At 72.6% G+C, this 24,167-nt stretch carries 22 protein-coding genes and 2 tRNA genes; 14 read left to right on the top strand and 10 right to left on the bottom strand.

All coding sequences use genetic code 11. The features are described from left to right. Positions 1–1,527: long-chain fatty acid--CoA ligase (locus ABZY44_RS10030; RefSeq protein ID WP_356651827.1), on the top strand; the 1,527-nt coding region annotated here is incomplete at its 5' end. A gap of 12 nt (positions 1,528–1,539) precedes the next feature. On the opposite strand, the gene ABZY44_RS10025 is transcribed toward ABZY44_RS10030, so the two are convergent. The 3 genes from ABZY44_RS10025 to ABZY44_RS10015 all read right to left on the bottom strand — a co-directional run bounded on the left by ABZY44_RS10025 (position 1,540) and on the right by ABZY44_RS10015 (position 6,160). Next, entirely contained in the window at positions 1,540–2,118 is a 579-nt protein-coding gene (locus tag ABZY44_RS10025) for an antibiotic biosynthesis monooxygenase (protein ID WP_356651825.1), read from the bottom strand. Positions 2,119–2,132: 14 nt separating this feature from the next. Then, positions 2,133–5,615: a PAS domain-containing protein gene (locus ABZY44_RS10020; protein WP_356651824.1), complete on the bottom strand. Its 3,483-nt coding sequence runs from the start codon at positions 5,613–5,615 to the stop codon at positions 2,133–2,135. 119 nt (positions 5,616–5,734) lie between these two features. Beyond that, complete coding sequence (locus ABZY44_RS10015) at positions 5,735–6,160, bottom strand: SSI family serine proteinase inhibitor (protein ID WP_356651822.1); 426 nt, start codon at positions 6,158–6,160, stop codon at positions 5,735–5,737. A 187-nt stretch (positions 6,161–6,347) separates the two neighbouring features. Here ABZY44_RS10015 and ABZY44_RS10010 point away from each other — a divergent pair. The 11 genes from ABZY44_RS10010 (at position 6,348) to ABZY44_RS09960 (ending at position 16,232) form a co-directional block, all read left to right on the top strand. Further along, positions 6,348–6,438, top strand: a tRNA-Ser gene (locus ABZY44_RS10010). A gap of 206 nt (positions 6,439–6,644) precedes the next feature. Then, a tRNA-Arg gene (locus ABZY44_RS10005) sits at positions 6,645–6,717 on the top strand. 249 nt (positions 6,718–6,966) lie between these two features. Beyond that, positions 6,967–7,332, top strand: coding sequence for a PH domain-containing protein (locus ABZY44_RS10000; RefSeq protein WP_356651820.1), 366 nt, complete (start codon positions 6,967–6,969; stop codon positions 7,330–7,332). A gap of 6 nt (positions 7,333–7,338) precedes the next feature. After that, positions 7,339–8,232 (top strand): DUF2797 domain-containing protein, encoded by an 894-nt coding sequence (locus ABZY44_RS09995; protein ID WP_356651818.1) that lies wholly within the window; start codon positions 7,339–7,341, stop codon positions 8,230–8,232. 103 nt (positions 8,233–8,335) lie between these two features. Continuing rightward, entirely contained in the window at positions 8,336–8,683 is a 348-nt protein-coding gene (locus tag ABZY44_RS09990; protein ID WP_356651816.1) for an antibiotic biosynthesis monooxygenase, read from the top strand. Beyond that, the gene (locus ABZY44_RS09985; RefSeq protein WP_356651814.1) at positions 8,652–9,545 is read left to right on the top strand and encodes an amidohydrolase family protein; all 894 of its coding nucleotides are present in this window, start codon (positions 8,652–8,654) and stop codon (positions 9,543–9,545) included. Before ABZY44_RS09990 ends, ABZY44_RS09985 begins: the two co-directional genes overlap by 32 nt. Positions 9,546–9,621: 76 nt before the next feature. After that, positions 9,622–10,389: a response regulator transcription factor gene (locus ABZY44_RS09980; RefSeq protein WP_356651812.1), complete on the top strand. Its 768-nt coding sequence runs from the start codon at positions 9,622–9,624 to the stop codon at positions 10,387–10,389. A 110-nt stretch (positions 10,390–10,499) separates the two neighbouring features. After that, positions 10,500–12,032, top strand: a complete 1,533-nt coding sequence (locus ABZY44_RS09975) for a HAMP domain-containing sensor histidine kinase (protein WP_356651810.1) — start codon at positions 10,500–10,502, stop codon at positions 12,030–12,032. Positions 12,033–12,057: 25 nt separating this feature from the next. After that, positions 12,058–13,323, top strand: a complete 1,266-nt coding sequence (locus ABZY44_RS09970) for a glycosyltransferase (protein WP_356651808.1) — start codon at positions 12,058–12,060, stop codon at positions 13,321–13,323. Beyond that, positions 13,323–15,506 (top strand): glycosyltransferase family 39 protein, encoded by a 2,184-nt coding sequence (locus tag ABZY44_RS09965; RefSeq protein ID WP_356651806.1) that lies wholly within the window; start codon positions 13,323–13,325, stop codon positions 15,504–15,506. Before ABZY44_RS09970 ends, ABZY44_RS09965 begins: the two co-directional genes overlap by 1 nt. 105 nt (positions 15,507–15,611) lie before the next feature. Continuing rightward, entirely contained in the window at positions 15,612–16,232 is a 621-nt protein-coding gene (locus ABZY44_RS09960) for a TetR/AcrR family transcriptional regulator C-terminal domain-containing protein (RefSeq protein WP_356651804.1), read from the top strand. A 28-nt stretch (positions 16,233–16,260) separates the two neighbouring features. Here the strand turns inward: ABZY44_RS09960 and ABZY44_RS09955 are convergent, their stop codons facing one another. Together ABZY44_RS09955 and ABZY44_RS09950 are read right to left on the bottom strand one after the other, a co-directional pair. Next, positions 16,261–17,868: an MDR family MFS transporter gene (locus ABZY44_RS09955; RefSeq protein WP_356651802.1), complete on the bottom strand. Its 1,608-nt coding sequence runs from the start codon at positions 17,866–17,868 to the stop codon at positions 16,261–16,263. Positions 17,869–17,888: 20 nt separating this feature from the next. Then, the gene (locus ABZY44_RS09950; protein WP_356651841.1) at positions 17,889–18,281 is read right to left on the bottom strand and encodes a MarR family winged helix-turn-helix transcriptional regulator; all 393 of its coding nucleotides are present in this window, start codon (positions 18,279–18,281) and stop codon (positions 17,889–17,891) included. A 288-nt stretch (positions 18,282–18,569) separates the two neighbouring features. On the opposite strand from ABZY44_RS09950, the gene ABZY44_RS09945 reads away from it, so the two are divergent. Beyond that, positions 18,570–18,809, top strand: coding sequence for a hypothetical protein (locus ABZY44_RS09945; protein WP_356651800.1), 240 nt, complete (start codon positions 18,570–18,572; stop codon positions 18,807–18,809). Between the two features lie 9 nt (positions 18,810–18,818). On the opposite strand, the gene ABZY44_RS09940 is transcribed toward ABZY44_RS09945, so the two are convergent. The 5 genes from ABZY44_RS09940 to ABZY44_RS09920 form a co-directional block, all read right to left on the bottom strand. Beyond that, entirely contained in the window at positions 18,819–19,589 is a 771-nt protein-coding gene (locus ABZY44_RS09940) for a hypothetical protein (RefSeq protein WP_356651798.1), read from the bottom strand. Positions 19,590–19,658: 69 nt separating this feature from the next. Continuing rightward, positions 19,659–20,513: an RNA polymerase sigma factor SigF gene (locus ABZY44_RS09935; protein ID WP_356651796.1), complete on the bottom strand. Its 855-nt coding sequence runs from the start codon at positions 20,511–20,513 to the stop codon at positions 19,659–19,661. Positions 20,514–20,758: 245 nt separating this feature from the next. Then, entirely contained in the window at positions 20,759–21,784 is a 1,026-nt protein-coding gene (locus tag ABZY44_RS09930; RefSeq protein ID WP_356651794.1) for a SigB/SigF/SigG family RNA polymerase sigma factor, read from the bottom strand. A 217-nt stretch (positions 21,785–22,001) separates the two neighbouring features. Beyond that, a complete protein-coding gene (locus ABZY44_RS09925) occupies positions 22,002–22,163 on the bottom strand; it encodes a hypothetical protein (protein ID WP_356651792.1) in 162 nt (53 codons plus the stop codon). 370 nt (positions 22,164–22,533) lie between these two features. After that, a complete protein-coding gene (locus ABZY44_RS09920; protein WP_356651790.1) occupies positions 22,534–22,857 on the bottom strand; it encodes a hypothetical protein in 324 nt (107 codons plus the stop codon). A gap of 204 nt (positions 22,858–23,061) precedes the next feature. On the opposite strand from ABZY44_RS09920, the gene ABZY44_RS09915 reads away from it, so the two are divergent. After that, the gene (locus ABZY44_RS09915; RefSeq protein ID WP_356651788.1) at positions 23,062–24,075 is read left to right on the top strand and encodes a helix-turn-helix transcriptional regulator; all 1,014 of its coding nucleotides are present in this window, start codon (positions 23,062–23,064) and stop codon (positions 24,073–24,075) included. Positions 24,076–24,167 lie beyond the last annotated feature (92 nt).

Genomic DNA, 24,167 nt, shown 5'->3' with positions numbered 1-24,167 from the left:
TTCGCCGAGATCGGTAACCGCGCTGCGCGGCTCGCCAACGCTCTACGTGATGAACTGGGCGTCGAGCCCGGAAGTGTTTTGGCGACATTGATGTGGAACAACGCCGAGCACGTGGAGGCGTACTTCGCGATCCCCTCCATGGGGTCGGTCCTGCACACGCTGAACCTGCGGCTTCCTCCCGAGCAGCTGGTCTTCATCGTCAACCACGCCGCCGACCGGGTCGTCCTGGTCAACGGCAGCCTGCTGCCGCTGCTCGTGCCGCTCCTGCCGCACCTGCCGACCATCGAGCACGTGGTCGTCGCGGGCGCCGGCGACCGCTCCGCGCTGGCCGGCCTCGACGTGCGCGTGCACGAGTACGAGGAGCTCCTCACCGGCCGCCCCGACACCTACGACTGGCCCGAGCTGGACGAACGCCAGGCCGCGGCCATGTGCTACACCTCCGGTACCACCGGGGACCCCAAGGGCGTCGTCTACTCCCATCGCTCGATCTACCTGCACTCGATGCAGGTCAACATGACCGAGTCCATGGGCCTGACCGACCGCGACACCTCCCTCGTCGTGGTCCCGCAGTTCCACGTCAACGCCTGGGGCCTGCCGCACGCCACCTTCATGACCGGCATCAACATGCTGATGCCGGACCGCTTCCTGCAGCCAGCCCCGCTCGCCGAGATGATCGAGCGGGAGAAGCCCTCGCACGCGGCCGCCGTCCCGACCATTTGGCAGGGACTTCTGGCCGAGGTCACCGCCAACCCGCGCGACCTCAGCTCGATGAAGCAGGTCACCATCGGCGGCTCGGCCTGTCCGCCCTCCCTGATGGAGGCCTACGACAAGCTCGGCGTCCGCGTCTGCCACGCGTGGGGCATGACCGAGACCTCGCCGCTCGGCACCATGGCGCACCCGCCGGCCGGTCTGAGCGCCGAGGAGGAGTGGCCCTACCGGCTCACCCAGGGCCGCTTCCCGGCGGGCGTCGAGGCCCGTCTGGTGGGTCCCGGCGGCGACCACCTGCCCTGGGACGGAGAGGCGGCGGGCGAGCTGGAGGTCCGCGGCACTTGGATCGCCGGCTCCTACTACGGCGGCGTGGCCGGAGAACCGGTACGCCCCGAGGACAAGTTCAGCGCGGACGGCTGGCTCAAGACGGGCGACGTCGGCGTCATCAGCCCCGACGGCTACCTCACCCTCACCGACCGGGCCAAGGACGTCATCAAGTCCGGTGGCGAGTGGATCTCCAGCGTGGAGCTGGAGAACGCGCTGATGGCGCACCCGGAGGTGGCCGAGGCGGCGGTCGTCGCCGTGCCCGACGACAAGTGGGGCGAGCGGCCGCTGGCCACCGTCGTCCTGAAGGAGGGCGCCACCGCGGACTACGCGGATCTGCGCGCCTTCCTCGGGGGGTCGATCGCGAAGTGGCAGCTGCCGGAGCGCTGGGCGATCGTCGAGTCGGTACCGAAGACGAGCGTGGGCAAGTTCGACAAGAAGGTGATCCGCAAGCAGTACGCGGAGGGCGCCCTCGACGTCACCAGGCTCGACTGAGTCCCGCCGGGGCTACTGACCCCGGGTGAGCCACGGCCGCAGCAGCCTGCTGACCGCGGGCATGGCCACGTAGGTCATCAGGGTGCTGAAGACGACGGCGAAGGCCGCCGTCCGCAGGACGAAGTGCAGGTTCACCAGGTACGGCCCGAGCAGCGCGTTGCCCGCGAGCGAGATCGGGAAGATGGCCAGCCCCGAGCTGACCGCCATCTTCCAGCGCGGCGGCGCGGGCCGGGCCGTACCCGGTTTCGCGAACCAGGTCTCCATGCCGTGCAGTTCGCGCCGGGCTATCTCGGTGTGGTGGTGCCCGAGGCAGTTGGAGAACCAGGCGGCGCGCTCCGCCGAGTCCTGCCACCGCTGGAAGGCCGCCTGGTTCCGGAAGCGGTGCACCAGGAACCACGGCCCGCCGGGCACGGCCGGGCGGAACAGGCCGTACCCGAGGTGGTCCGGGAACGCCGAGGCGGTCTCCAGGATGCCGTGGGCCCAGGCCTCGAAGTTCTCCTCGTGACCCGCGTCCACCTGTCGGGCGATGAGCAGGCTGACCTCCCCGTTGTCTGCGGGGACGGTCTGCTCGCTCGTGTCGGTGATGGCCATGCGGCCAGGATGAACTAGTTGGTTCCGATCTTGGCGAGCAGGTCCACGATGCGGCCCTGGACGTCCGCCGTGGTGGAGCGCTCGGCGAGGAAGAGCACGCTCTCGCCCGAGGCCAGCCGCGGCAGTTCGGCCGGATCGATCCCGGTGGCCGTGTAGACCACGAGCGGGGTGTGGTTCAGCTGCCCGTTGGCGCGCAGCCAGTCCACGATCCCGGCCCGGCGGCGGCGCACCTGCATCAGGTCCATCACCACCAGGTTGGGCCGCATCCGCGAGGCCAGCTCCACGGCGTCCGTGTCCGCGTCGGCGCGCGCGACCTGCATGCCGCGCCGCTCCAGGGCGGCGGTCAGCGCGGTCGCGATCTCGTCGTGCTCCTCGATCAGCAGGACCCGGGAGGGGTGCTGCTCGCTGTCGCGCGGCGCGAGCGCCTTGAGCAGGACGGCCGGATCGGCGCCGTACGCGGCTTCGCGCGTGGCGGTCCCCAGTCCGGCCGTGACCAGGACGGGGACTTCGGCGGCCACGGCGGCCTGGCGCAGCGACTGCAGGGCGGTCCGGGTGATCGGTCCGGTCAGCGGGTCCACGAACAGCGCGGCGGGGAACGCGGCGATCTGCGCGTCGACCTCCTCGCGGGAGTGGACGATCACCGGGCGGTAGCCGCGGTCGCTGAGCGCCGTCTGCGTCTGCACGTCGGGCGCGGGCCACACCAGGAGCCTGCGCGGGTTGTCCAGCGGCTCGGGCGGAAGCTCGTCGTCCACGGGGCGGGGCACGGGCCGGTTGACCACCTCGACGGCGCCTCCGGGGCCGTCCAGCGGCTCCGGGCCCTCGTCGGAGCCCGCCTCGGGCGCCCCTATGGCGAAGGCGCGGCCCTGGGGCGCGGGCTCCGCGAGGCGCCGACGGCGGCCGGAGCCGTTGGTGTCGGTCGAGCTGCCCTGGCCGAGGGTGCCCAGTGCGCGGACGCTGATCGGCGCGTCGGCGGTCTCCGCCGGCCCGTCCTGCGGCCGCCGGGCCCCGGGCACGGCGATCTGCCCGGCGGCGGCCTCGTCCTCGGGGGCGTTACGGGCCGCGGGAACCGGCCAGGCGGGGGTGGCGGGCAGTCCGCGCCGCCGTCCGGTCGGATGGGTCTGCGGGTCTACGGAGCCCTGCCCGCCCGCGTCCGCCTGCCCGGCGGGTGCCTCGGGTTCGGCAGGGGGTGCGCCCAGCACCCGGCGCCCGCGCCGTCCGCCCGGGGCTTCGGCGTCGTCCTCGGCGGAAGTGGGGGCGGATCCGGCCGCGGAGGGCGACTGCGGAGGCTGCGGGCCCGGGGCGGGGGCCGGTCCGGCGGGCAGCGCGAAGCCGCCCTCGGGGGCGATGGGCCGCGGCGCGGCGGGGGCCGTGAGCCCGGCCGCCGGCACCGGACCGCCGGGCCGCACCGGACCGCCCGCGGGCGCCGGACCCGCCGCGCCCAGCGCGCGCCGTCGTCCGGCGGGGTGCTCGGTGAGCGGGACGGGGGCCAGGGGGACCGGGGGCGCGGGCAGGGGACCCGTCGGCATGGGCGGGAGGGCGGGCATGGCAGTGCCCTGCGGGGGCACGGGCCGTGCGGCGGCGCCGTCGTTCGCGTCGTTGCCGTTGGTGCGGCCGTTGCTGTTGCCGCTGCCCTCGCCGTTGCCGCCGTCGCCGTTCTGGCCGCGGCGGCGCCCGGTGCCGGTGTTGCCCGTGGTACCCGGGCCGGCGACGCCCAGACCCGCCGGGTTCACCGGGGACTGCGCGAGCTCCGCGGGAGCGCCGTCCCCCGGGCGGACCTCGGGCCGGGCCTCGCCGCCCCGGCGCCGCCCGGACGGCAGCGCGAGCGCCCCTCCGCCGACGGGGGCCCGGTGGGCGTCGTCGGCGCCGTCGGCCGCGCCCTCACCGGTCTTCGTACCCGGGCCTGAAAGGGCGTCGGTGTCGGAATCGTCGAGGAAGGAGTCCACGCCGCGCCGGGCCCGGCGGCCGCCGGACACCTTGGCGGGACCGCCTTCGGTTCCCGGCTCCTCCGCGGGAGGCTCGACCGGCTCGGGCAGGGTGACCGTCCCGGCTCCCGCACCCAGCGGCAGCTCCAGCACGTACGCCCCGCCGGGCGCGCCCGGTACCTCCACGGTCTGCAGCACACCGCCGTGCGCGGCCACGATGCCCCGCACGATCGGCTCGTGCACGGGGTTCCCGCCCTCGTACGGCCCGCGCACCTCGATCCGTACGACCTCCCCGCGCTGCGCGGCGGCCACGACGATCGTCGAGTCCATGTAGCCGCTGCCCTGGGGGGTCTTGCCGGTGGCATCCACGCCGGCGACGTCCGCGATCAGGTGCGCGAGGGCGGTCGCGATCCGCTCCGCGTCCACCTCGGCCTCGATGGTCGGGGCGTGCACCGCGAACTGAGCCCGCCCCGGGCCGATCAGCTCGACCGCTCCGTCGACGCCGGCCGCGACGACCCCGTCGATCAGCACCTTCTTCTTGGCGAGCTTGTCGGCGCCCCCGTCGAGGCGCTGGAAGCCGAGCACGTTGTCGACCAGCGTGGTCATCCGGGAGTAGCCGGCGGCCAGGTGGTGCAGCAGCTGGTTGGCCTCGGGCCACAGCTGTCCCGCGTCGTCGGCGGCCAGGGTGGCCAGCTCGCCGCGCAGTTCCTCCAGCGGACCGCGCAGGGAGTCGCCGAGGACGGCGAGCAACTGGGCGTGGCGCGCGGCCAGCGCGTCGTAGGAGCGCCGGTCGGTGAAGGTCACGACGGCGCCGACGAGCTGCTCGCCGTCCCGTACGGGTGAGGTGGTGAGGTCGACGGCGACCGGCTGCCCGGCTTTGTTCCACAGCACCTGGCCGCGTACCCGGTGCTTGCGCCCGCTGCGCAGGGTGTCGGCGAGCGGGGATTCCTCGAAGGGGAAGGGCGAGCCGTCGGCGCGCGAGTGCTGGACCAGCCCGTGCAGCTCGCGGTTGCCGAGGTCGGTGGCGCGGTAGCCGAGGATCTGGGCGGCGGCCGGATTGACCAGGACGACCCGTCCGTCGGTGTCCGTGCCGACGACGCCCTCGGCGGCGGCCCGCAGGATCATCTCGGTCTGGCGCTGGGAGCGGGCCAGCTCGGCTTCGGTGTCCACCGTCTGCGAGAGGTCCCGTACGACGAGCATGAGCAGCTCGTCACCGGTGTACGAGGGCTGCGGCTCGCGGTAGGCGTCGCGGCCGTCGAGATGGGCCGCGGTCACCTCCACGGGGAACTCGCTGCCGTCGGTGCGGCGGGCGACCATCCGCTTCGGGCGGGCGCGGCCGCCCTCGTCCTCGCCGGGCCGGCGCATGGAGCCGGGGATCAGCTTGGAGTCGAATTCGGGCAGGAGGTCGAGGACGCCCCGGCCGACGAGCCCCGTGCCGGGACTCTCCATGACCTCGAGGGCGATCGAATTCGCGTTGACGACCGTGCCGTTGGCGTTGACGAGCAACAGCGCGTCCGGAAGGGCGTCGAGTATTGCTGCGAGGCGAGCAGCGCCTCGGGATGGCCTGCTGCTCACGACGAGCTTCCTCCCTGACCACAACTACCGGCATGTCACGGGAGGAGTCTAAGGGCACCGGCTCCCGGCGAGAGGGCGGATGTGCCGCGGATACCGCTCGACCGCCGCATCCTCCCAGGTCAGGCACGCCCACGCGGAAGCACAGGTTCCAACTCGTTCCAGCGGTTGATCTCGCATCCGTTCGTCCTGCGGAACTCGGAATCCACCCTGCGGCCGTGCCAGGTTCCGGTGATCCGGGCGGTGGCCCGGCCGCCGTAGACCATGCTGCACAGCTCCTCCCGGGGGTCGGCGAAGGGATCCTTTCCCTCGCGCGCGAGGGCTTCGAGACGGGCGCAGGCCTCTTCGGCCTGGGGATGGGTGCCGGCGGCCGGGTTGCACTCCAGCCGGTACTGGCCGTCCGCACGCGGGTTGCCGGTGGCGGAGACGGCGACGGTGAGCCGGTCGGGGGCAGCCAGCAGCCGACCCAGGGCCGGCAGCGGGGGCAGGGGGCCCGCCGCCGCGGCGGTCAGGGCGGAGGTGACGGCGAAAGCGGCGAGACGCAGCATGGGGCACTCCAGGTCGTCCGTGCGTCGTACGGCTGACCAACGACGGCCGGGCTTCGACGTTCCGCGCGGAATCGGGGCTTAAGGCTTTGCCCTGCGGCCCACGCTCCTTGTACCGTGGGAGCGGATTGGTGACGGGCCCCTGGCCTGTGTCATCATCTGCACGCACCTTCGTACGCGTGGGTGTGCTGGAGGCGTCGCCTAGTCCGGTCTATGGCGCCGCACTGCTAATGCGGTTTGGGGCTTACCCCCCATCGAGGGTTCAAATCCCTCCGCCTCCGCACTTCACGAAGCCCCGGTCCTTGCGGACCGGGGCTTCGGTGCTTTCCGGCCCCGGGCAGACGCGCCACTGAGCCAAGCGGATGATCTTCTTCCAAGCTGTTTCCGCAGGTCGGGGCGGGTGGGGCTAATGGATTTCGCGTCCCGGCGAGGTCCATGTATTGTTGTTCTCGCAAGGCCAACGGGGCGCAAAACCCCAGCCAGCCAAGCACTCGTAGCTTAACGGATAGAGCATCTGACTACGGATCAGAAGGTTGCAGGTTCGAATCCTGCCGAGTGCACAGCCCAAGAGGCCCCCCGGTTCACCGGGGGGCCTCTTGCGTTGCCCCCTTGGTCTCGCCGGCCTGTCGGCCGTTCCCTCTCGCGGCGCACTCCGTCCTCCTCAGGGAGGAGGGCTGGCTCCGGGGAGCCACGGGGGGAGATGGCTCCGGCGGGGGACGCCGGGTGACATAGGGCCCCGATACGGTTCTTGTGGATCGAGGCCGCGGTCTCGAGCGAGATCGATTCACCGGGAAGGCAGGGGGACCCTCATGGGACTGTTCGGCAATGCGCACGCAGTGGATCCGGCTTCGGCGCACCGCGAGTACGCGCGACTGCTGGGGCAGGGGGAGCAAGTGCACGCCGCGTACCTGCTGATCCGCGACACGATCCTGTTCACCGACCGGCGGCTCGTGCTCATCGACAAGCAGGGGCTCACGGGGAAGAAGGTGGAGTACCACTCGATCCCCTACCGGAGCATCACGCACTTCTCGGTGGAGACCGCGGGCCATTTCGACCTGGACGCGGAGCTGAAGATATGGCTCTCCGGCAGTTCCGAGCCGATAGCCAAGACCTTCACCAAGGGAGTCGACATCTACGAGGTCCAGGCGATCCTGACGCAGTTCGTCGCCCGGTAGCCGGCCGTGTCCTGGTGGTGCACCGGCATCCGGTGGAACGACGGCCGGCCCGCCATCGGCTGGTACGGGTTGGGACCGGGCCGGGGGGAGCGGAGCAGCGCCCTCGCGTACGGGCAGCAGCTCGCCTTCGCCGGGCGCGGCGAGCGCCGCTGTCTCGGCGTCCGGCGCGCCGGGCGGCGGACACCGTGCCCGACGGGGCGGACCGTGCCCGGCCGGAGCGGGAACGCCCAGTGTCCGGAGTGCGCCCGTCTGGACCGCTCCTTCTCCGTGGCGGCGGACACCAACGCGGCCGATCCGCGGACCTACCGGGTGTACCTCGCCTGGTTCGGGCCGGGCCTGGTCAAGGTCGGCATCACCGCCGAGGAGCGCGGGTCGGCCCGGCTGCTGGAGCAGGGCGCGGTGACCTGGGCCTGGCTGGGGCGCGGGCCGCTGATGGCGACGCGGCGTACGGAGGAGCTGCTGCGGGCCGCGCTCGGGGTGCCCGACCGGATCGCCTACACCCGCAAGCGGGCGGCTCGGGGCCACCTGCCGCCGGGACCCGAACGGGCGGCGGAGGTCGCCGGGCTGCATGCGCGGGCAGCCGGGCTGGAGGGGTGGCCGGAGTCGCTGGAGCGGCTGGAATGTGAGGTCCGGGACCACGTGGAGGCGTTCGGGCTCGAGGGGCTTCCCCTTCCCGATCGGGTGATCACCGAAATGGTGGCCGGCGGGACCGTCGCCGGGCGACTCGTCGCCGCGGCCGGCCCCGATCTGCACTTCGCCGACGGGCTGGTCGTCGACACCCGGCTGCTGGCGGGATGGGAGCTGACGGCCCCTGGGGAGGGCGGGGCCGCCGAGGTGCCCGTGGCCGGGATCCCGGCCGTCCTGCCGGGCGCTCCCGACGCGCAGGAGGGGCTGTTCTGAGGGCTGCGGGGGCCCGGGGGCCATGGTCAAATCTTGGATCCCTTTGACCTCCCGGGGCCGATTGCGGTGGACATGCCCGGCCGGTCCCGCCGAGGGTGGGGGCATGAGCATCCAGCCTGTGCCGGCCTTCGAACCGCCGTACGTCATAAGTGTTTTCACGAGCCTGCGGACCGCTGACGACAGCGGATACGCCGAGACCCTCGACCGGATGACCGAGCTCGTCGGCGCCAATCCGGGCTTCCTCGGCTACGAGTCGGCGCGTACCCCCGGCGGACTGGGCATCACCGTCGCCTACTTCCGGGACCACGAATCCCTCGGCGACTGGCGGCGGGACATGGATCACCAGGCGGCCATGCGGCAGGGCCGGGCGGACTGGTACGAGAGCTACACCCTGCACATCGCGACGGTGGAGCGGAGCCATGGCTTTGTCCGTGACCACAGCCACAGCTGAGGCCGTCCGGGCCTTCCGGGAACGGCTCGGGGTACCCGGGCTGGTCGACGTACACACGCACTTCATGCCCGCGCGCGTGCTGGACAAGGTGTGGGACTACTTCGACGCGGTCGGCCCGCTGACCGGCGTCGCGTGGCCCATCACCTACCGCCACGAGGAGGAGCAGCGGGTCGCGCTGCTGCGGGAGTTCGGGATCCGGGCCTTCACCTCCATGCTCTACCCGCACAAGCCGGCGATGGCCGCCTGGCTCAACTCCTGGGCGGCCGACTTCGCCGCCCGCACCCCCGACTGCCTGCACACCGCGACGTTCTTCCCGGAGGACGGGGTGCGGGAGTACGTGCGCCAGGCCGTCGGGGCGGGGGCGCGGGTCTTCAAGGCGCACCTCCAGGTGGGCGGCTACGACCCCAACGACGACCGGCTCGACCAGGTCTGGGGGCTGCTCGCGGAGGCCGGGATCCCGATCGTGGTCCACTGCGGCTCGGGACCCGTCGCGGGCAAGCACACCGGACCGGAACCGATCGCGCGGCTGCTGGCCCGCCACCCCCGGCTGCCGTTGATCATCGCGCACATGGGGATGCCCGAGTACTCCGACTTCCTCGGCCTCGCCGACCGGTACGCCGAGGTACGGCTCGACACCACCATGGCCTTCACCGACTTCTCCGAGCAGTTCGAGGGCTTCCCGCCGCAGGACCGCGGCCGGCTCGCCGACCTCGGTGACCGGATCCTGCTGGGCACCGACTTCCCGAACATTCCCTACCCCTACGAGCACCAGCTCGACGCCCTCGAGCGGCTCGGCCTCGGTGACGACTGGCTGCGCGCGGTCTGCCACGACAACGGCGCCCGGCTGTTCCACCTGGCCTGAGGGGCGGGAGGGGTTTCTCAGCAAATTCACAGGTTCAGGCAAGAGCGCTCTCACGGGCGGCGGTCAGCGTGTACGCATGACTGCGACGACCACCTCCCACGCGTCCACGTCCGCCGGCCACCACACGGCTCTCGTCCGGCCCGACGGCCGGCCGTGCCGGGTCCTCGTCGTGGACGACGAGGCCGCCCTTTCCGAACTGCTCTCCATGGCTCTGCGCTACGAGGGCTGCGAGGTCCGCAGCGCGGGCGACGGGGCGGGTGCGGTGCGCGCCGCACGGGAGTTCAGGCCGGATGTCGTACTCCTCGACATCATGCTTCCCGACATGGACGGGCTGGCCGTCCTCGGCCGGCTGCGGCGGGAGCTACCCCAGGTCCCGGTGCTGTTCCTGACCGCCAAGGACTCGGTCGAGGACCGCATCGCGGGCCTCACGGCGGGCGGCGACGACTACGTCACCAAGCCGTTCAGCCTGGAAGAGGTCGTGGCGCGGCTGCGCGGCCTGGTCCGGCGCTCCGGCGCCGCGCAGGCCGCCCGGGGCGGGTCGGTGCTCGAGGTCGGCGACCTGCGGCTCGACGAGGACAGTCACGAGGTGAGCCGGGGCGGTCAGGAGGTCCACCTGACCGCCACCGAGTTCGAGCTGCTGCGGTACCTGATGCGCAATCCGCGCCGGGTGCTGAGCAAGGCGCAGATCCTGGACCGGGTGTGGTCCTACGACTTCGGCGGCCAGGCCAATGTCGTCGAGCTGTACATCTCCTACCTGCGGCGCAAGCTGGAGGCGGGGACCGGCCTCCCGCCGTTGATCCACACCCGGCGGGGCGCCGGCTATCTGATCAAGCCGGCCGAGTAGTGGCCCTCCGCGTGCCGTGCCTGCCCGGGCGGGGCGGGCACGCCGGGCGCGCCGATCGGGCCGGGCGTGCCGGTCGCGCCGGGCGGCCCTGGTCCCTGCGGACCCGGCTGGTGGTCTCGGCCGTGGCCCTCATCGCCGTCGTGTGCGCGGCCATCAGCACCGTCACCACCCTCGCGCTGCGCTCGTACCTGGTCGACAAGGTCGACGAGCAGCTGCGCTTCTCCGTGGAGATGGCGAGCCGGGGCCCCGGCGCGGGCAAGCTCAGCCGGGAAGGCAGCCTCAACTTCGTGCTGGCACCGGGATCTCCGCTGGGGGCCGTCGGGATCCGGCTGGACCCCGCGGGGAAGGTCATCGGCAGCGCGCGCAGCGACCGCAGTGCGGCCCTCGGCGGATCAGGACCCGGAAGCCATCCGTTCCTCACCGAAGCACAGATGGCGGCCCTCGGCCAAGCCGCCCGCACGGCCACCGGAGACCGCCCGGAGCCGGTCGAGCTGCATCTGCCGGGCCTCGGCGGCTACCGGGTGCTGACCGGGCCCGACCGGAGCCTCGTCCTCGGCTTCCCGCTCGTCGAGGTGGATTCCACGGTGCGCACCCTGGTCGCGGTCGAGATCTGTGTCACCCTCGCCGGGCTGATCGCGGCCTCCCTCGCCGGGCAGGCAGTGGTCGGCGTCGCCCTGCGCCCGCTGCGGCGGGTGGCCGTCACCGCCACCCGGGTCTCCGAGCTCACCCTGCACAGCGGCGAACCCGTCCTGCACGAGCGGGTCCCCGACGCCGAGGCCGATCCGCGGACCGAGGTCGGACAGGTGGGCGCCGCCATCAACCGGATGCTCGGCCACGTCTCCTCCGCCCTGACCGCCCGCCAGCAGAGCGAGACGCGGGTCCGGCAGTTCGTCGCCGACGCCAGCCACGAGCTGCGCACTCCGCTGGCCTCGATCCGCGGCTACGCCGAACTGACCCGTCGCGGCCGGGAGGAGCCCGGTCCGGACACCCGTCACGCGCTCGGCCGGATCGAGTCCGAGGCCACCCGGATGACCGGCCTGGTGGAGGACCTGCTGCTGCTGGCGCGGCTGGACGCGGGCCGACCGATGTCCACCTGCGACACCGACCTGTCTCCGCTCGTCGTGGACGCCGTCAGCGATGCCCGGGCAGCCGGCCCCGACCACCACTGGCGCCTGGAACTCCCCGACGATCCCGCCCCCGTGCACGGCGATCCGGCGCGGATCCAGCAGGTCCTGGTCAACCTGCTGGCCAACGCCCGCACCCACACCCCGCCCGGGACGGTCGTGACGGCACGCGTTTCACGTGAAACATCCCCCGTCCCGGCGGCCGGTGTTTCACGTGAAACATCCGCCGTCCGGCTCCGGATCGAGGACGACGGCCCGGGGATCCCGCCCGCCCTGCTGCCGCACGTCTTCGAGCGGTTCGCCCGCGGCGACGCCTCCCGGTCCCGCGCCGCGGGCTCCACCGGGCTCGGCCTCGCCATCGTCCAGGCCGTGGTCTCCGCCCACGGCGGCCGGGTCGAGGTGCACAGCCGACCGGGCCGGACCTGCTTCGAGGTGCTGCTCCCCCTCGGCGCGGTCGCTGCCGCGGGTGGCCGCGACAGCGACTCACAGACGGGGCACAGGGTCAGCACACAGCGGTGACAGCCCCGGCCGGGAGGCTCGGAGCATGCCAACCGACACCTCTCCCGGAGCCCTCCCGGTGCGGGCGCCCCTCGCACCCGTACCGGGTGAGCCCGTCCTCGACGTGGTGATCCCCGTCTTCAACGAGGAGAAGGACCTCGGGCCCTGTGTGCGCAGGCTGCACGAGCACCTCACCCGGACCTTCCCGTACCCCTTCCGCATCACCATCGCGGACAACGCGAGCACCGACCGCACCTCCGAGGTCGCGCAGGCCCTCGCCGCGGGCGTCGCCGGGGTACGCAGCACCCGGCTCGAGGAGAAGGGCCGCGGGCGGGCCCTGCGCACCGTGTGGTCGGATTCCGACGCGCCCGTCCTCGCGTACATGGACGTGGACCTCTCCACCGACCTCAACGCCCTGCTGCCGCTGGTCGCCCCGCTGATCTCCGGCCACTCCGACCTCGCCATCGGTACCCGGCTGGCCCCCTCCTCCCGGGTGGTCCGGGGAGCGAAGCGAGAGTTCGTCTCCCGCGCCTACAACCTGCTCCTGCGCTCTTCTCTGTCCGCCCGCTTCAGCGATGCCCAGTGCGGTTTCAAGGCCATCCGGCGGGAGGTCGCCGAGCGGCTGCTGCCGCTCGTGGAGGACTCCGGCTGGTTCTTCGACACCGAGCTGCTGGTCCTCGCCGAGCGGGCTGGACTGCGGATCCACGAGGTGCCGGTGGACTGGGTGGACGATCCGGATTCCACCGTCCACATCGCCCGGACCGCCGCCGAGGACATCAAGGGCGTCTGGCGGGTGGGCCGGGCGCTGGCTCTCGGCGCGCTGCCGCTCGACCGGCTCGCCCGCCCCTTCGGTGACGATCCGCGTGATCGCACCGCCCTGCCGGGGGTGCCGCGCGGGCTGGCCCGCCAGCTGCTCGGGTTCTGCGTCGTCGGAGCGCTCTCCACCCTCCTCTACCTGCTGCTCTACTCCGCCGCCCGGACCGTCGCCGGGCCCCAGCTCGCCAACGCGGCCGCGCTCCTGCTCTCCGCCGTCGCCAACACCGCGGCCAACCGCCGGCTCACCTTCGGCGTCCGGGGCCGCGACCGCGCCGTGCGCCACCAGGCCCAGGGGCTCGTGGTGTTCGCCATCGGGCTCGCCCTGACCAGCGGGTCGCTCGCCGCGCTGGCCGCCGCGGGCGGCAGTCCGGCGCACGGCACCGAACTGGCCGTTCTGATCACCGCCAACCTCGCCGCCACCGTGCTGAGGTTCCTGCTCTTCCGCGCCTGGGTCTTCCCCGAACGGCGCGCCACTCCTGAGAAGGACGACTCCTGATGACCACGGCAGCACTGCCGCTCCACCCGCCCGCCCAGGCCGCCAGGTCACACGCCGACCGGCCGCGCTGGGAGCGCCCCGCCTTCGCCGGGCTGCTGATCGCCACCGCCGTCCTGCTGCTGTGGGACCTCGGCGCATCGGGCTACGCCAACTCCTTCTACTCCGCCGCCGTCCAGGCGGGCAGCGAGAGCTGGAAGGCCTTCTTCTTCGGCTCCTCCGACGCGGGCAACTCCATCACCGTCGACAAGCCCCCGGCCGCACTGTGGCCGATGATGCTGTCGGTTCGGCTCTTCGGGCTCGGCGCCTGGCAGATCCTGGTGCCGCAGGCACTGATGGGCGTGGGCACCACCGCCGTGCTCTACGCCGCCGTACGCCGGCAGTTCGGCCCGGCCGCGGCCCTGATCAGCGGAGCGGTCTTCGCGCTCACGCCGGTGGCCGCGCTGATGTTCCGTTTCAACAACCCCGACGCGCTGCTGGCCCTGCTGATGACGGTCACCGTGTACTGCGTGCTGCGGGCCCTCGACGGCGCGCACACCAAGTGGCTCGTGTGGGCGGGGGTCGCGGTCGGCCTCGCCTTCCTGACCAAGACCCTGCAGGCGTTCGTCATTCTGCCGCCGCTGGCCCTGCTGTACGCGGTCTGCGCGCCGGCCCGGCTGCGCAGGCGTCTGGGTCAGCTGCTGGTGTCCGGGCTGGCGACGGTGGTGGCCGGCGGCTGGTGGGTGGCGATCGTCGAACTGTGGCCCGCCGCCTCCCGCCCGTACATCGGGGGTTCGCAGAACAATTCCTTCCTGGAACTGACCCTCGGCTACAACGGTCTGGGCCGGATCAACGGCGAGGAGACCGGCAGCGTCGGCGGAGGCGGCCGCCCGGGCGGCGGTGGCGGTGCCGGAGGCGGCGGGGGGATGGGCTGGGGAGAGACCGGCATCGACCGGCTGTTCTCGTCCACCATCGGCGGCCAGATCTCCTGGCTGCTGCCCGCCGCCCTGGTGCTGCTCGTCGCGGGCCTCGTGATCACCCGGCGCGCCCGCCGGGCCACCGACTCGCTGGAGAGCATGGCCCGCGCGTCCTTCCTCGCCTGGGGCGGCGCGCTGCTGATCACCGGACTCGTCTTCAGCTACATGCAGGGGATCTTCCACGAGTACTACACCGTCGCCCTGGCCCCCTTCGTGGCCGCGCTCGTGGGCATGGGCCTCGCCGTCCTGTGGGAGGAGCGGGGCGGCCGGGCCGCGTCCCTGACCCTGGCCGGGACCCTCGCCCTCACGTCGTACTGGGCGTTCGTGCTGCTCGGGCGCTCCGCCGGGTACGCGCCCGGTCTGCGCCGGGGTGTGCTCGTCGCCGGACTCGGCGCGGCGCTCGCGCTGCCGTTCACCGCCCGGCTGGGCCGGCGTGCCGCGCTCGGCGCGGCGGCAGTCGGCTTGGCGGCGGCACTGGCCGGGCCCCTCGCGTACTGCCTGACCACCGCGACCACCGCGCACACCGGGTCCATCGTGACGGCCGGGCCCGCGGTCGCGGGGGGCCGGGGCGGCCCGGGGGGAATGCGCGTCCACCTGCCGGGCGAGGGCGCCCCGGCTGGAGGGGCCGCACTTCAGGGCATGCCCCCGGGCGCGGGCGGACCGGGCGGCCGGGCTCCCGGCGGCCAGGCCCCGGGGGGCCAGCCGCAGGGCGGCCAGGCACAGGGCGGCCGGGCACCGGCCGGCGGCGGCCGGCCCGAGCGGTTCCTCGGGGGCATGGGAGGCGGCATGGGCGGTCTGCTCGGCGGGACCAGGACCAGCGCCGAGGCCACGGCCGCGCTGCGCGCCGACGCGGGGCGGTACACCTGGGCGGCGGCGACCACCGGAGCGCAGAACGCGGCGAGTTACCAGCTGGCGTCGGGTGAGCCGGTGATGCCGCTCGGCGGCTTCAACGGCAGCGACCCGTCGCCGACGCTGGAACAGTTCAAGGAGTACGTGGAGGCCGGCAGGATCCACTGGTTCATCGCCCAGAGCGGGGCCGGCGGTGCCGGAGCCGGTGGTGCGGCGGGCGGCGCCCGTGAGACCGGGACGGCGGCGCGTGGCGGCGGCGCCGGCCCCGGCGGGGGCGCCAGCAGCGGCATCGAGACCTGGGTGGCAGCCAACTTCAAGGCGTCCACGGTCGGCGGGGCCACCTTCTACGACCTCACTGCGCCGACTTCCGGAACGTCTTGACCAGTGCGCTCCCGAACCTGACGAAACCCGCGGGTCAGGCCCTAGCATCAAGGGGGCGGACCGGGCATTCCGGGCTGAACCAGCTGTCGTGAGGAGGGTGCCTCCATGGTGACCGCGGCCGATCCCGGCAAGGCCCGGGCCAGTGTGTGGGTGGCCGCACGTCCCGCCCCCCGCGCCAGGCGGCGCAGCGAGGCGCCCTCCGGGCTCGACCGGGACCGGATCACCGCCGCGAGCGTGCGGCTGCTCGACGCGGAGGGGCTGGCCCGGTTCTCCATGCGGCGCCTCGCCGCCGAGCTCGGAGTCAGTGCGATGTCCCTGTACTGGTACGTGGACACCAAGCACGATCTGCTCGAACTCGCCCTGGACCGTGCCCTCGGCGAACTGGAGGGGCCGGCCGGGCCGCCCGGAGAGGGCTGGCCCGGTCGGCTCCGGTCGTTGGCCCGTGGCTACCGGGTGCTGCTGGCGGAGCACCCGTGGGTGGCTCCGCTGACGGCCGCGTATCCGAACATCGGCCCGCACGCGCGGGCCTTCGACGCCTCCCTGCACCGGCTGCTGGACGCCACCGGGCTGACGGGCGCGGTGCGGACGGGCGCCCATCTGGCCGTCTCGCAGTTCCTGTACGGCTGCGGAGCGGCCGTACGGCGACCGCCCGAGGGGGACTTCTGCCGCGCGCTCGACGTCCTGATCGCCGGCATCGAGGTGCACGCGGGGCCCGCGGCCGAGTAGCGGCCGCGGGCCCGTGGCGGTGCGGCCGTCACTTCGACGGTGCGGCCGCCGGGGCGTGGCCCACCGGCTTGGACTTCAGGGCGACCTCCTTGATGAACACCACGAGCACCAGCGCGAGGAGCGCGGTGGGGGCGGCGTAGAGGAAGACGTCGCCGACGCCGTGGCCGTAGGCCGACTCGACGACCGTGCGCAGCGGCGGGGGCAGCTTGCCGAGGTCGGGGATCCCGCCTCCGCCGGTGCCGCCGTGGCCCATGGCCGCGACGGCCTTCGGGCCGAGCGCGGCCACGCCGTCCTGGACGTAGTGGGTGACCCGGTTGGCCATGACCGCACCGAGAGCGGAGACGCCGACCGCGCCGCCGAGGGAGCGGAAGAAGGTGACGACGGAGCTCGCGGCGCCCAGGTCCTGGGGGGCCACCTGGTTCTGCGCGGCGAGGACGAGGTTCTGCATCATCATGCCGAGACCGAGGCCGGTCAGCACCATGAAGATCGCGATGTGCCAGTACGCGGTGTCGTACCGCAGGGTGCCCAGCAGGCCGAGGCCGGCCGTCAGCAGCACGCCGCCGGAGACCAGCCAGGCCTTCCACTTTCCGGTCTTGGTGATCACCTGACCGGAAACGGTGGAGGAGACGAAGAGCCCGCCGATCATCGGAATCGTGAGGATTCCGGACATCGTGGGGGACTCGCCGCGGGCCAACTGGAAGAACTGGCTGAAAAAGACCGTGCCCGAGAACATCGCGATGCCGACGAACAGCGAGGCGGCCGAGGCGAGGCTGATGGTCTTGTTGCGGAAGAGGCGCAGCGGAATGATCGGCTCGCTCGCCTTGGACTCGGCGAGGAGGAAGAGCAGGCCGAGCACGAGCGCCCCGCCGGTCATCGCCCAGGTCTGCCAGGAGATCCAGTCGTACGAGGTGCCGGCCTGGGTCACCCAGATCAGCAGCAGCGAGACCGCGCCGCTGATCAGGAAGGCGCCCAGCCAGTCGACCTTGACGTCCCGGCGGACGACGGGCAGGTGCAGGGTGCGCTGCAGCACGATCAGCGCGATGACCGCGAAGGGGACGCCGACGTAGAAGCACCAGCGCCAGCCGAGCCAGCTGGTGTCGGTGATGACGCCGCCGAGCAGCGGGCCGCCGACGGTGGCGACGGCGAAGACCGCGCCGAGGTAGCCGCTGTACCGGCCGCGTTCGCGCGGGGAGATCATCGCGGCCATGACGATCTGGGCGAGGGCGGAGAGGCCGCCGACGCCGATGCCCTGGACGACGCGGCAGGCGATGAGCATGCCGGTGTTCTGGGACATGCCCGCGACCATCGAGCCGAGGACGTAGATCACCAGGGATATCTGGACCAGCAGCTTCTTGCTGAAGAGGTCGGACAGCTTGCCCCACAGCGGGGTCGCCGCCGTCATCGAGAGCAGGGCAGCGGTGACGACCCAGGTGTAGGAGGACTGGGTGCCGCCGAGGTCGCTGATGATCTGGGGCAGGGCGTTCGAGACGATCGTCGAGGAGAGGATCGCCACGAACATGCCGAGCATCAGCCCGGAGAGTGCCTTCATGATCTGCGGGTGGGTCATGGGCGCGCTGTCGGAGTGGGTCCCCGACCGGCCGTCTCCCCGCACACCGGGGGGTGTGGTCGTAGCCATGTGTTTCCTTCTGTCTGTGCTCAGAAGCTCGATCGGAGTCGGGCCAGCAGGATGTTGAGGTGGTCGATGTCCGCGGGGGACCAGCCGGCCAGGGCCTTCTCCAGCGCGGAGGTGTGGCGGGCGCCGAGCTCGGCGAGGAGCGTGCGGCCGGCCGGGGTGAGGCGCAGGATGCGGCAGCGGGCGTCCACGGGGTCGGTGTCGCGGGTGATCCAGCCGTGGTCGGCGACGTGCGTGACGTGGCGGCTGGTCACCGAGATGTCGACGGCCATGAACTCGGAGAGGCGGCCGAGCCGCATCTCGCCGTGGCGGTCGAGGACCGTGAGGACGGCTGCCGCGCCGGGCGGGCAGTCGGCGGGCAGGATCCGGGCGAGGTCGCGCTTGACGGCGCCGATTCCGGTGAGCTGGCGGGCCAGCTCCGCGTAGCGGGTGGCGGGCGTGGCCGAAGCCGAAGCCGAGACCGGAGCCGGGGCCGAAGCCTGGGTCGAGACCGGCTTCGGGGTCGAGACCGGAGCAGAGGCCGAGAGCGAAGCGGAGGCCGACGCCGAAGCGGCCGGCCTGGCGGATGTGGTCGGTGCGGTCACCGGGCAGCCCCCTTCGAATGTCGTTGCTTCGGGCAACCATAGAAGCAGATGGTTGTTACAGGCAAATGAATCCGGGGGTGGGGCGGTAAAGGAATCGGAAAACCCGCTAGGGTCCTGCGCATGGCTGCGAATCACAACTCGAACCACAACTCACCGGCTCCCGAGGGCGACTACGACCCCGCGGGCAGCACCCAGATGTTCCGGGCGTTCGTCGAGGAGCCGGTGCCGGCCCCCGCCGTCCCGGGCGCGCGGATGCAGCAGCGGGCCGCACGGAAGTCCGGACCGGGCGCGGGACTGTGGGTGGGCGTCGGGCTCGCCGCGGTGCTCCTCATCGGCATCGTGGCCTGGCTCGCGCTCTGACGCGGCGCGTCAGCTCCAGGTGGCCGTGACCTTCTGGGTCTCCACGCGCATGCCCAGGGGCACGCGCCAGGCCTCGACGCAGACCTGGTAGGTCTGCGTCTTCGTCGTGTTGCCCGCGATCGGCGCGGGCAGGGGCTGGGTCGAGGTGATCGTGGCCCAGTCGACGCCGAGCGCGCCGATGATGTGCGTCGCGAAGGCGACCGTGCCCGACCGGGCCGCGGTGCCCCCGGTGTTGGCGAACGACACGGTGACCTGCTCGCACCAGCGGTCGGCCGCGGCGGTACGGACCGGCGCGCCGACGCTCAGCTGCGCGCCCGTGGGCGGCGCCGGGGCGGTGGTGCCCGGCTTCGTGGCGGGGCCCGACGGCGTGCCGGGGGCGGGGGCGCCCGGGGATCCGGTGGAGCCGCCGGGGGCCGCGCCCGGCGTGGTGGGCTGCCTCGCACCGGGGGTGGCGCCGGGCCGGTTCCCGGAGCCGCCGGGTGCGGTGGCCGTGGCTCCGCCCGGGGCGGAGCCACCGGGGGGCCGGTCCCCCGGGGCACCGGTCGACGTACTGCCCGAAGAAGCTGAGGAGGCGCCGGCTCCCGCCGTCGCCGGGGGCAGGGGCTGGAACTCCACCCCGCCCTTCGGCGCGATGTTCTCACCCGCACCCCGCTCGGGGACCGCGGCCGCCGCGCCCACGGCCACGTAGCCTTCGCGCGCCGGGCCGCCGCAGCCGGTGAGGGCGGCGGAGGCCGTGCAGCACAGGGCGAGGAGGGCGGCTGACCGCGATGCCTTTCGCATCCGGGCAGTGTTCCTGACGTGCCGTCAATTGGGAAGCCGGCGTCGTGGATTGCCCGCCGGCCGGGGCGGTTACTCGCCGATGAGGCCGACCCGGAGCTGCGCGAGCGTGCGCGTGAGCAGCCGGGAGACGTGCATCTGGGAGATGCCGACCTCCTCGCCGATCTGCGACTGCGTCATGTTCGCGAAGAACCGCAGCATGATGATCTGCCGTTCCCGCGGAGGCAGTTTGGCCAGCAGCGGCTTGAGCGACTCGCGGTACTCGACGCCCTCCAGCGCGGTGTCCTCGTACCCCAGCCGGTCCGCGAGCGAGCCCTCGCCGCCCTCGTCCTCGGGGGAGGGCGAGTCGAGCGAGGAGGCGGTGTAGGCGTTGCCGACGGCGAGGCCGTCGACCACGTCCTCCTCCGAGACCCCGAGCACGGCGGCGAGCTCCGGCACGGTCGGCGAGCGGTCGAGCTTCTGGGCGAGCTCGTCACTGGCCTTGGTGAGGGCGAGGCGAAGTTCCTGGAGCCGGCGCGGGACGCGCACGGACCAGGAGGTGTCGCGGAAGAAGCGCTTGATCTCACCGACGACCGTCGGCATCGCGAACGTCGGGAACTCCACGCCGCGCTCGCAGTCGAACCGGTCGATGGCCTTGATCAGCCCGATCGTGCCGACCTGGACGATGTCCTCCATCGGCTCGTTGCGGCTGCGGAAGCGGGCCGCGGCGTACCGCACGAGGGGGAGGTTCAGCTCGATCAGGGTGTCCCGCACGTACGCCCGCTCCGGGCTGTCCGCGTCGAGATCGGCAAGTCGGCGGAAGAGGGAGCGGGAGAGGGTGCGGGTGTCAATGCGGGTGGTGTCGATGGCTTCCGAGCGGTTGGACACTGCCGGCATTTCACGCGTGACGAGCGTGAGCACCTTCGAGCTGCCCTGGTCTACGGACATGCCACCCCCTTGAGGTCGCGGACGGTCGCGCTTCTCTGCGCGCCCGTCGGAGGAACGCAGCCTCCACCTGAATACCGGAGGCGGGGCTGCGGCAAACGCGGTTCCAGCAGAATGTCACATGTCGGCAACACGCTGTAGCGCCATGTCGACATGTATCTCCAGCGACAGAGCACGATAGGCCTGCTCTAGGGCGTATTGGAGCGGTTGTGTAGGGAAAAGTGGAGAATGACCCCCACTCGATCCGGTTACGCCTCGATCCTGTTTGCGGATCTCAGTCGGGCGAAGCTCCGGGCGAGCAGTCGGGATACGTGCATCTGCGAGACGCCGAGCTCGGCGCTGATCTGCGACTGCGTCAGATTGTTGTAGTACCGCAGGAGGAGGATCCGCTGCTCGCGCTCGGGCAGTTGTACGAGGAGGTGGCGGACGAGGTCGCGGTGTTCGACCCCGGCCAGCTCGGGGTCCTCGTAGCCGAGGCGGTCGAGGAGGCCCGGCAGCCCGTCGCCCTCCTGGGCGGCCTCCAGGGAGGTCGCGTGGTAGCTGCGGCCGGCCTCGATGCAGGACAGCACCTCGTCCTCGCCGATGCGCAGCCGTTCGGCGATCTCCGCGGTGGTCGGGGTGCGGCCGTGGAGGGTGGTGAGGTCCTCGGTGGCGGCGTTGACCTGGACCCACAGTTCGTGGAGGCGGCGCGGGACGTGGACGGTGCGGACGTTGTCGCGGAAGTACCGCTTGATCTCCCCCACGACGGTCGGCATCGCGAAGGTCGGGAACTGCACCCCGCGCTCGGGGTCGAACCGGTCGATCGCGTTGATCAGCCCGATCGTGCCGACCTGGACGACGTCCTCCATCGGCTCGTTGCGGCTGCGGAAGCGGGCGGCCGCGTACCGGACGAGCGGGAGGTTGGCCTCGATCAGCGCCGAGCGCACGCGGGTGTGCTCGCGGGTGCCCGGCTCCAGGTCCTTCAGCTGGCCGAACAGCACCTGGGTGAGGGCCCGGGTGTCGGCGCCCCGGGTGCTCTGCGGCCGCGCGGTGGCAGGAGGCCCCGCGGGCGCCTCCTGCTGGGGCGGTACGTGGGATTCCGGCCGCGGGTCCCGGCCCGCCTCGGGGCGGGGCTCGGCGCGCGGGTCCTGCGGGGGGCCCGGACGCGGGTCCGGGCAGAGGTCCGGGCGCGGGCCCTGGAGTGCCTCCGGCTCCGGGTCCGGCTGGGTGTCCGCCCGCGAGTCCAGCTGGGAATCCTGCTGGGGCGGCACCTGAGGCGCTGTACTGGCCGGCACGGTCACGCCACCCCTTCACGTCACGTCATCAACTCATCTGTCAAAAGCGGTCATAGCATCACAAGAGTGTGCACTGTGTGCAAGCACCGTAAATTGCCGTGTTGAGGGCAAAACTGTGCATAAGTGGGCGCCTTGACCCGTCTGCGGGAACGCGAAAAGCCCCCCACCCGTCGGAGTGGGGGGCCGGAATGTCCGGAAACCGCTTCGGCGTACGGGTTCAGCGCACCAGTTCGGTCATGAACTCGCCGATCGCGTTCGCCGCGTCCGAGAGCCCCTGGAACCCGATTCCCACCATATCGGCGGCTTTTTTGGGCTGAGTGATGATGACGAAGAGGACGAAGACCGTGAGGGCGCCCGAGATCAGCTTCTTGGTTTCCACGTGCGCTGTCGGCCTCCCCAACCGGTCCTGCAAGGTCGGGTGAGTCTAACCGGTGGTGTTCGAACCCTCACCTGCCCTTTATGGACCAATGGCCCGGCGGTCCAGGCCCTTTGCCGGTGCGGCGGATACGGGGGGAGGCGCAGACTTGAACCCGAGCCCACCGGTTCTGGCAGGAAAGCGGTGGGTGAGGGACAGGACCTCACTGCGGGGTCCGAGCCGCAAGCTTCCCCCCTGACTGCGGCTCGGACTGGCAGGTTCCGTCCGCGTCGGGGGAAGTGGCTTGTCCCCCCGATGCCACTTCCCCCGTCCCAGTCGTCGAAGGTCCCGGCTCCGGCCGGGGCCTTCTTCGCGTTCCCGGCCGGGCGCGTGCCTACTCCAGGCCGCCGGCCAGGTCGGTGAGGGGCTGGACCGGGGCGATCACGGGCGCCAGCTGGTTCGGCAGCTCCATCAGCTGGTTGAGCTCGTTGAGGCCGCCGCTCAGCCGGCCGGCGATCTCCGGCACCGAGGACGGCGTGGCGCCCTGCGGCATCCCCGGGGCCGCCGTCGGCAGGTCCGGGAGGGTCAGCGGGGCGAGGGGAGCGGCGGTGGCGGCGGGTGCGGCGAGGCCCGCGGCGGCCCCCGCGAGGGCGAAGGCGGCGAGGATGCGCTGGGTCTTGGTCATGACGTGACAACGGCCGAGGGGGCGGGCGGTCACGCGGCGCTCCCCCGGGGTGCGCACATACGGACCAACCGGGCGCCCGGACCGGCGGGGACCGCCCGGTGAGCGGGAGCCGGCAGAGAGCCGAGCGGGAGGCGCCGGACCCGGAGGGAGCGGACTCGGCGCCTGGCGTGAGCAAGCCGCAGGTGGCAAGATCCGATCGACCGTGATCAAGACTGTCGCAAGAGAGACAGCCCCAAAATGAACCAAAACGGTACCGACCCCCTTGGCCTGATCGACGCTGTGCCCACCCTCCATCCCATAGCCATGGAGCTGTACCGGTGGATCGCGCACCGGACCGTACTGAACGTCGGCAATGCCGCGCTCGCCGCCGAATGCAGCCCGGACGAGGCCGCCGAGGCCCTGGACACGCTGCTCGAGCTCGGCCTGCTGCGCCGGATCGGGACCGAACTGGTCACCGCCGTCTCCCCGTCCGAAACCTCCATCAGCACGCTCAACGCGCACGAGTCGCGGCTGCTCGAGGAACGCCGGCGGCTGTCGCTGCTGCGTGATCAGATCCAGTCGCTGTCCTCCGTGTACGCGCACGCGGGCGCCGGGAAGGCCCCCGCGCTGGAGTGGATCACCTCGGTTTCCACGATCCGGGAAACGCTCACCCAGCTGGCCGTCACCTGTAAAGAAGAGGTACTGGCCGCGCAGCCGGGAGGGCCCCGCCCCAAGGACGAGCTCACGGAGTCCGCCGGCCGCGACCTGGACCTGCTCGGCCGGGGCATCAAGCTCAGGACGCTCTACCAGTACTCGGCCCGCTTCGACGCGGACACCAGTCAGCACGCGGCGCTGCTGACCTCCCACGGCGCCCAGATCCGCACGATCACGGGCGGCCTCACGCGCCTGTTGGTGTTCGACCGCGAGACGGCCGTCATCCCGCTCGGCGACACCAGCGGCGGGGCCGTCCTCATCCGCGACGCGGGCATCTGCACCTTCATGGTCCAGGTCTTCGAACTGCTGTGGGTCCGCGGCGAGCCGATCGACCAGGGCCGCGACCGGCCCGTGGTCCAGGACCTCACCGACCAGACCAAGCAGGCGATCATGAGCCTGCTCATCGAGGGCGCCGACGACAGGGCCGTGGCGCGCACGCTCGGCATCTCGGTGCGCACCTGCCAGCGCCACGTCTCGGACATCATGGCCCGGGTGGGCGCGGAGAGCCGGCTCCAGCTGGGCTACCTCATCCGCGAGAAGAACCTCGTCATCGGATAGGTCCCCGCCCGACCGCGGGGTCGCGCCGGGAGCCCCGTACCGGCCGGCGGCCGGAGCGGGGCTCCCGGGGCGTGCGGGGCGCAGGGGACGGG

It is taken from the genome of Streptomyces sp. NPDC006544 (assembly GCF_040611715.1).
Taxonomy (GTDB): domain Bacteria; phylum Actinomycetota; class Actinomycetes; order Streptomycetales; family Streptomycetaceae; genus Streptomyces.
This window is presented reverse-complemented; position numbering and strand designations above follow the sequence as displayed.

Excerpts from the sequence above, each read along its gene's own strand:
- ABZY44_RS09985 (WP_356651814.1), top strand. The coding sequence starts at position 8,652 with ATGGCTTTGTCCGTGACCACAGCCACAGCTGAGGCCGTCCGGGCCTTC.
- ABZY44_RS09980 (WP_356651812.1), top strand. The coding sequence starts at position 9,622 with ATGACTGCGACGACCACCTCCCACGCGTCCACGTCCGCCGGCCACCAC.
- ABZY44_RS09940 (WP_356651798.1), bottom strand. The coding sequence starts at position 19,589 with ATGCGAAAGGCATCGCGGTCAGCCGCCCTCCTCGCCCTGTGCTGCACG.
- ABZY44_RS09990 (WP_356651816.1), top strand. The coding sequence starts at position 8,336 with ATGAGCATCCAGCCTGTGCCGGCCTTCGAACCGCCGTACGTCATAAGT.
- ABZY44_RS09960 (WP_356651804.1), top strand. The coding sequence starts at position 15,612 with ATGGTGACCGCGGCCGATCCCGGCAAGGCCCGGGCCAGTGTGTGGGTG.
- ABZY44_RS10015 (WP_356651822.1), bottom strand. The coding sequence starts at position 6,160 with ATGCTGCGTCTCGCCGCTTTCGCCGTCACCTCCGCCCTGACCGCCGCG.
- ABZY44_RS09915 (WP_356651788.1), top strand. The coding sequence starts at position 23,062 with ATGAACCAAAACGGTACCGACCCCCTTGGCCTGATCGACGCTGTGCCC.
- ABZY44_RS09965 (WP_356651806.1), top strand. The coding sequence starts at position 13,323 with ATGACCACGGCAGCACTGCCGCTCCACCCGCCCGCCCAGGCCGCCAGG.
- ABZY44_RS09935 (WP_356651796.1), bottom strand. The coding sequence starts at position 20,513 with ATGTCCGTAGACCAGGGCAGCTCGAAGGTGCTCACGCTCGTCACGCGT.
- ABZY44_RS10000 (WP_356651820.1), top strand. The coding sequence starts at position 6,967 with ATGGGACTGTTCGGCAATGCGCACGCAGTGGATCCGGCTTCGGCGCAC.
- ABZY44_RS09945 (WP_356651800.1), top strand. The coding sequence starts at position 18,570 with ATGGCTGCGAATCACAACTCGAACCACAACTCACCGGCTCCCGAGGGC.
- ABZY44_RS09970 (WP_356651808.1), top strand. The coding sequence starts at position 12,058 with ATGCCAACCGACACCTCTCCCGGAGCCCTCCCGGTGCGGGCGCCCCTC.
- ABZY44_RS09955 (WP_356651802.1), bottom strand. The coding sequence starts at position 17,868 with ATGGCTACGACCACACCCCCCGGTGTGCGGGGAGACGGCCGGTCGGGG.
- ABZY44_RS10025 (WP_356651825.1), bottom strand. The coding sequence starts at position 2,118 with ATGGCCATCACCGACACGAGCGAGCAGACCGTCCCCGCAGACAACGGG.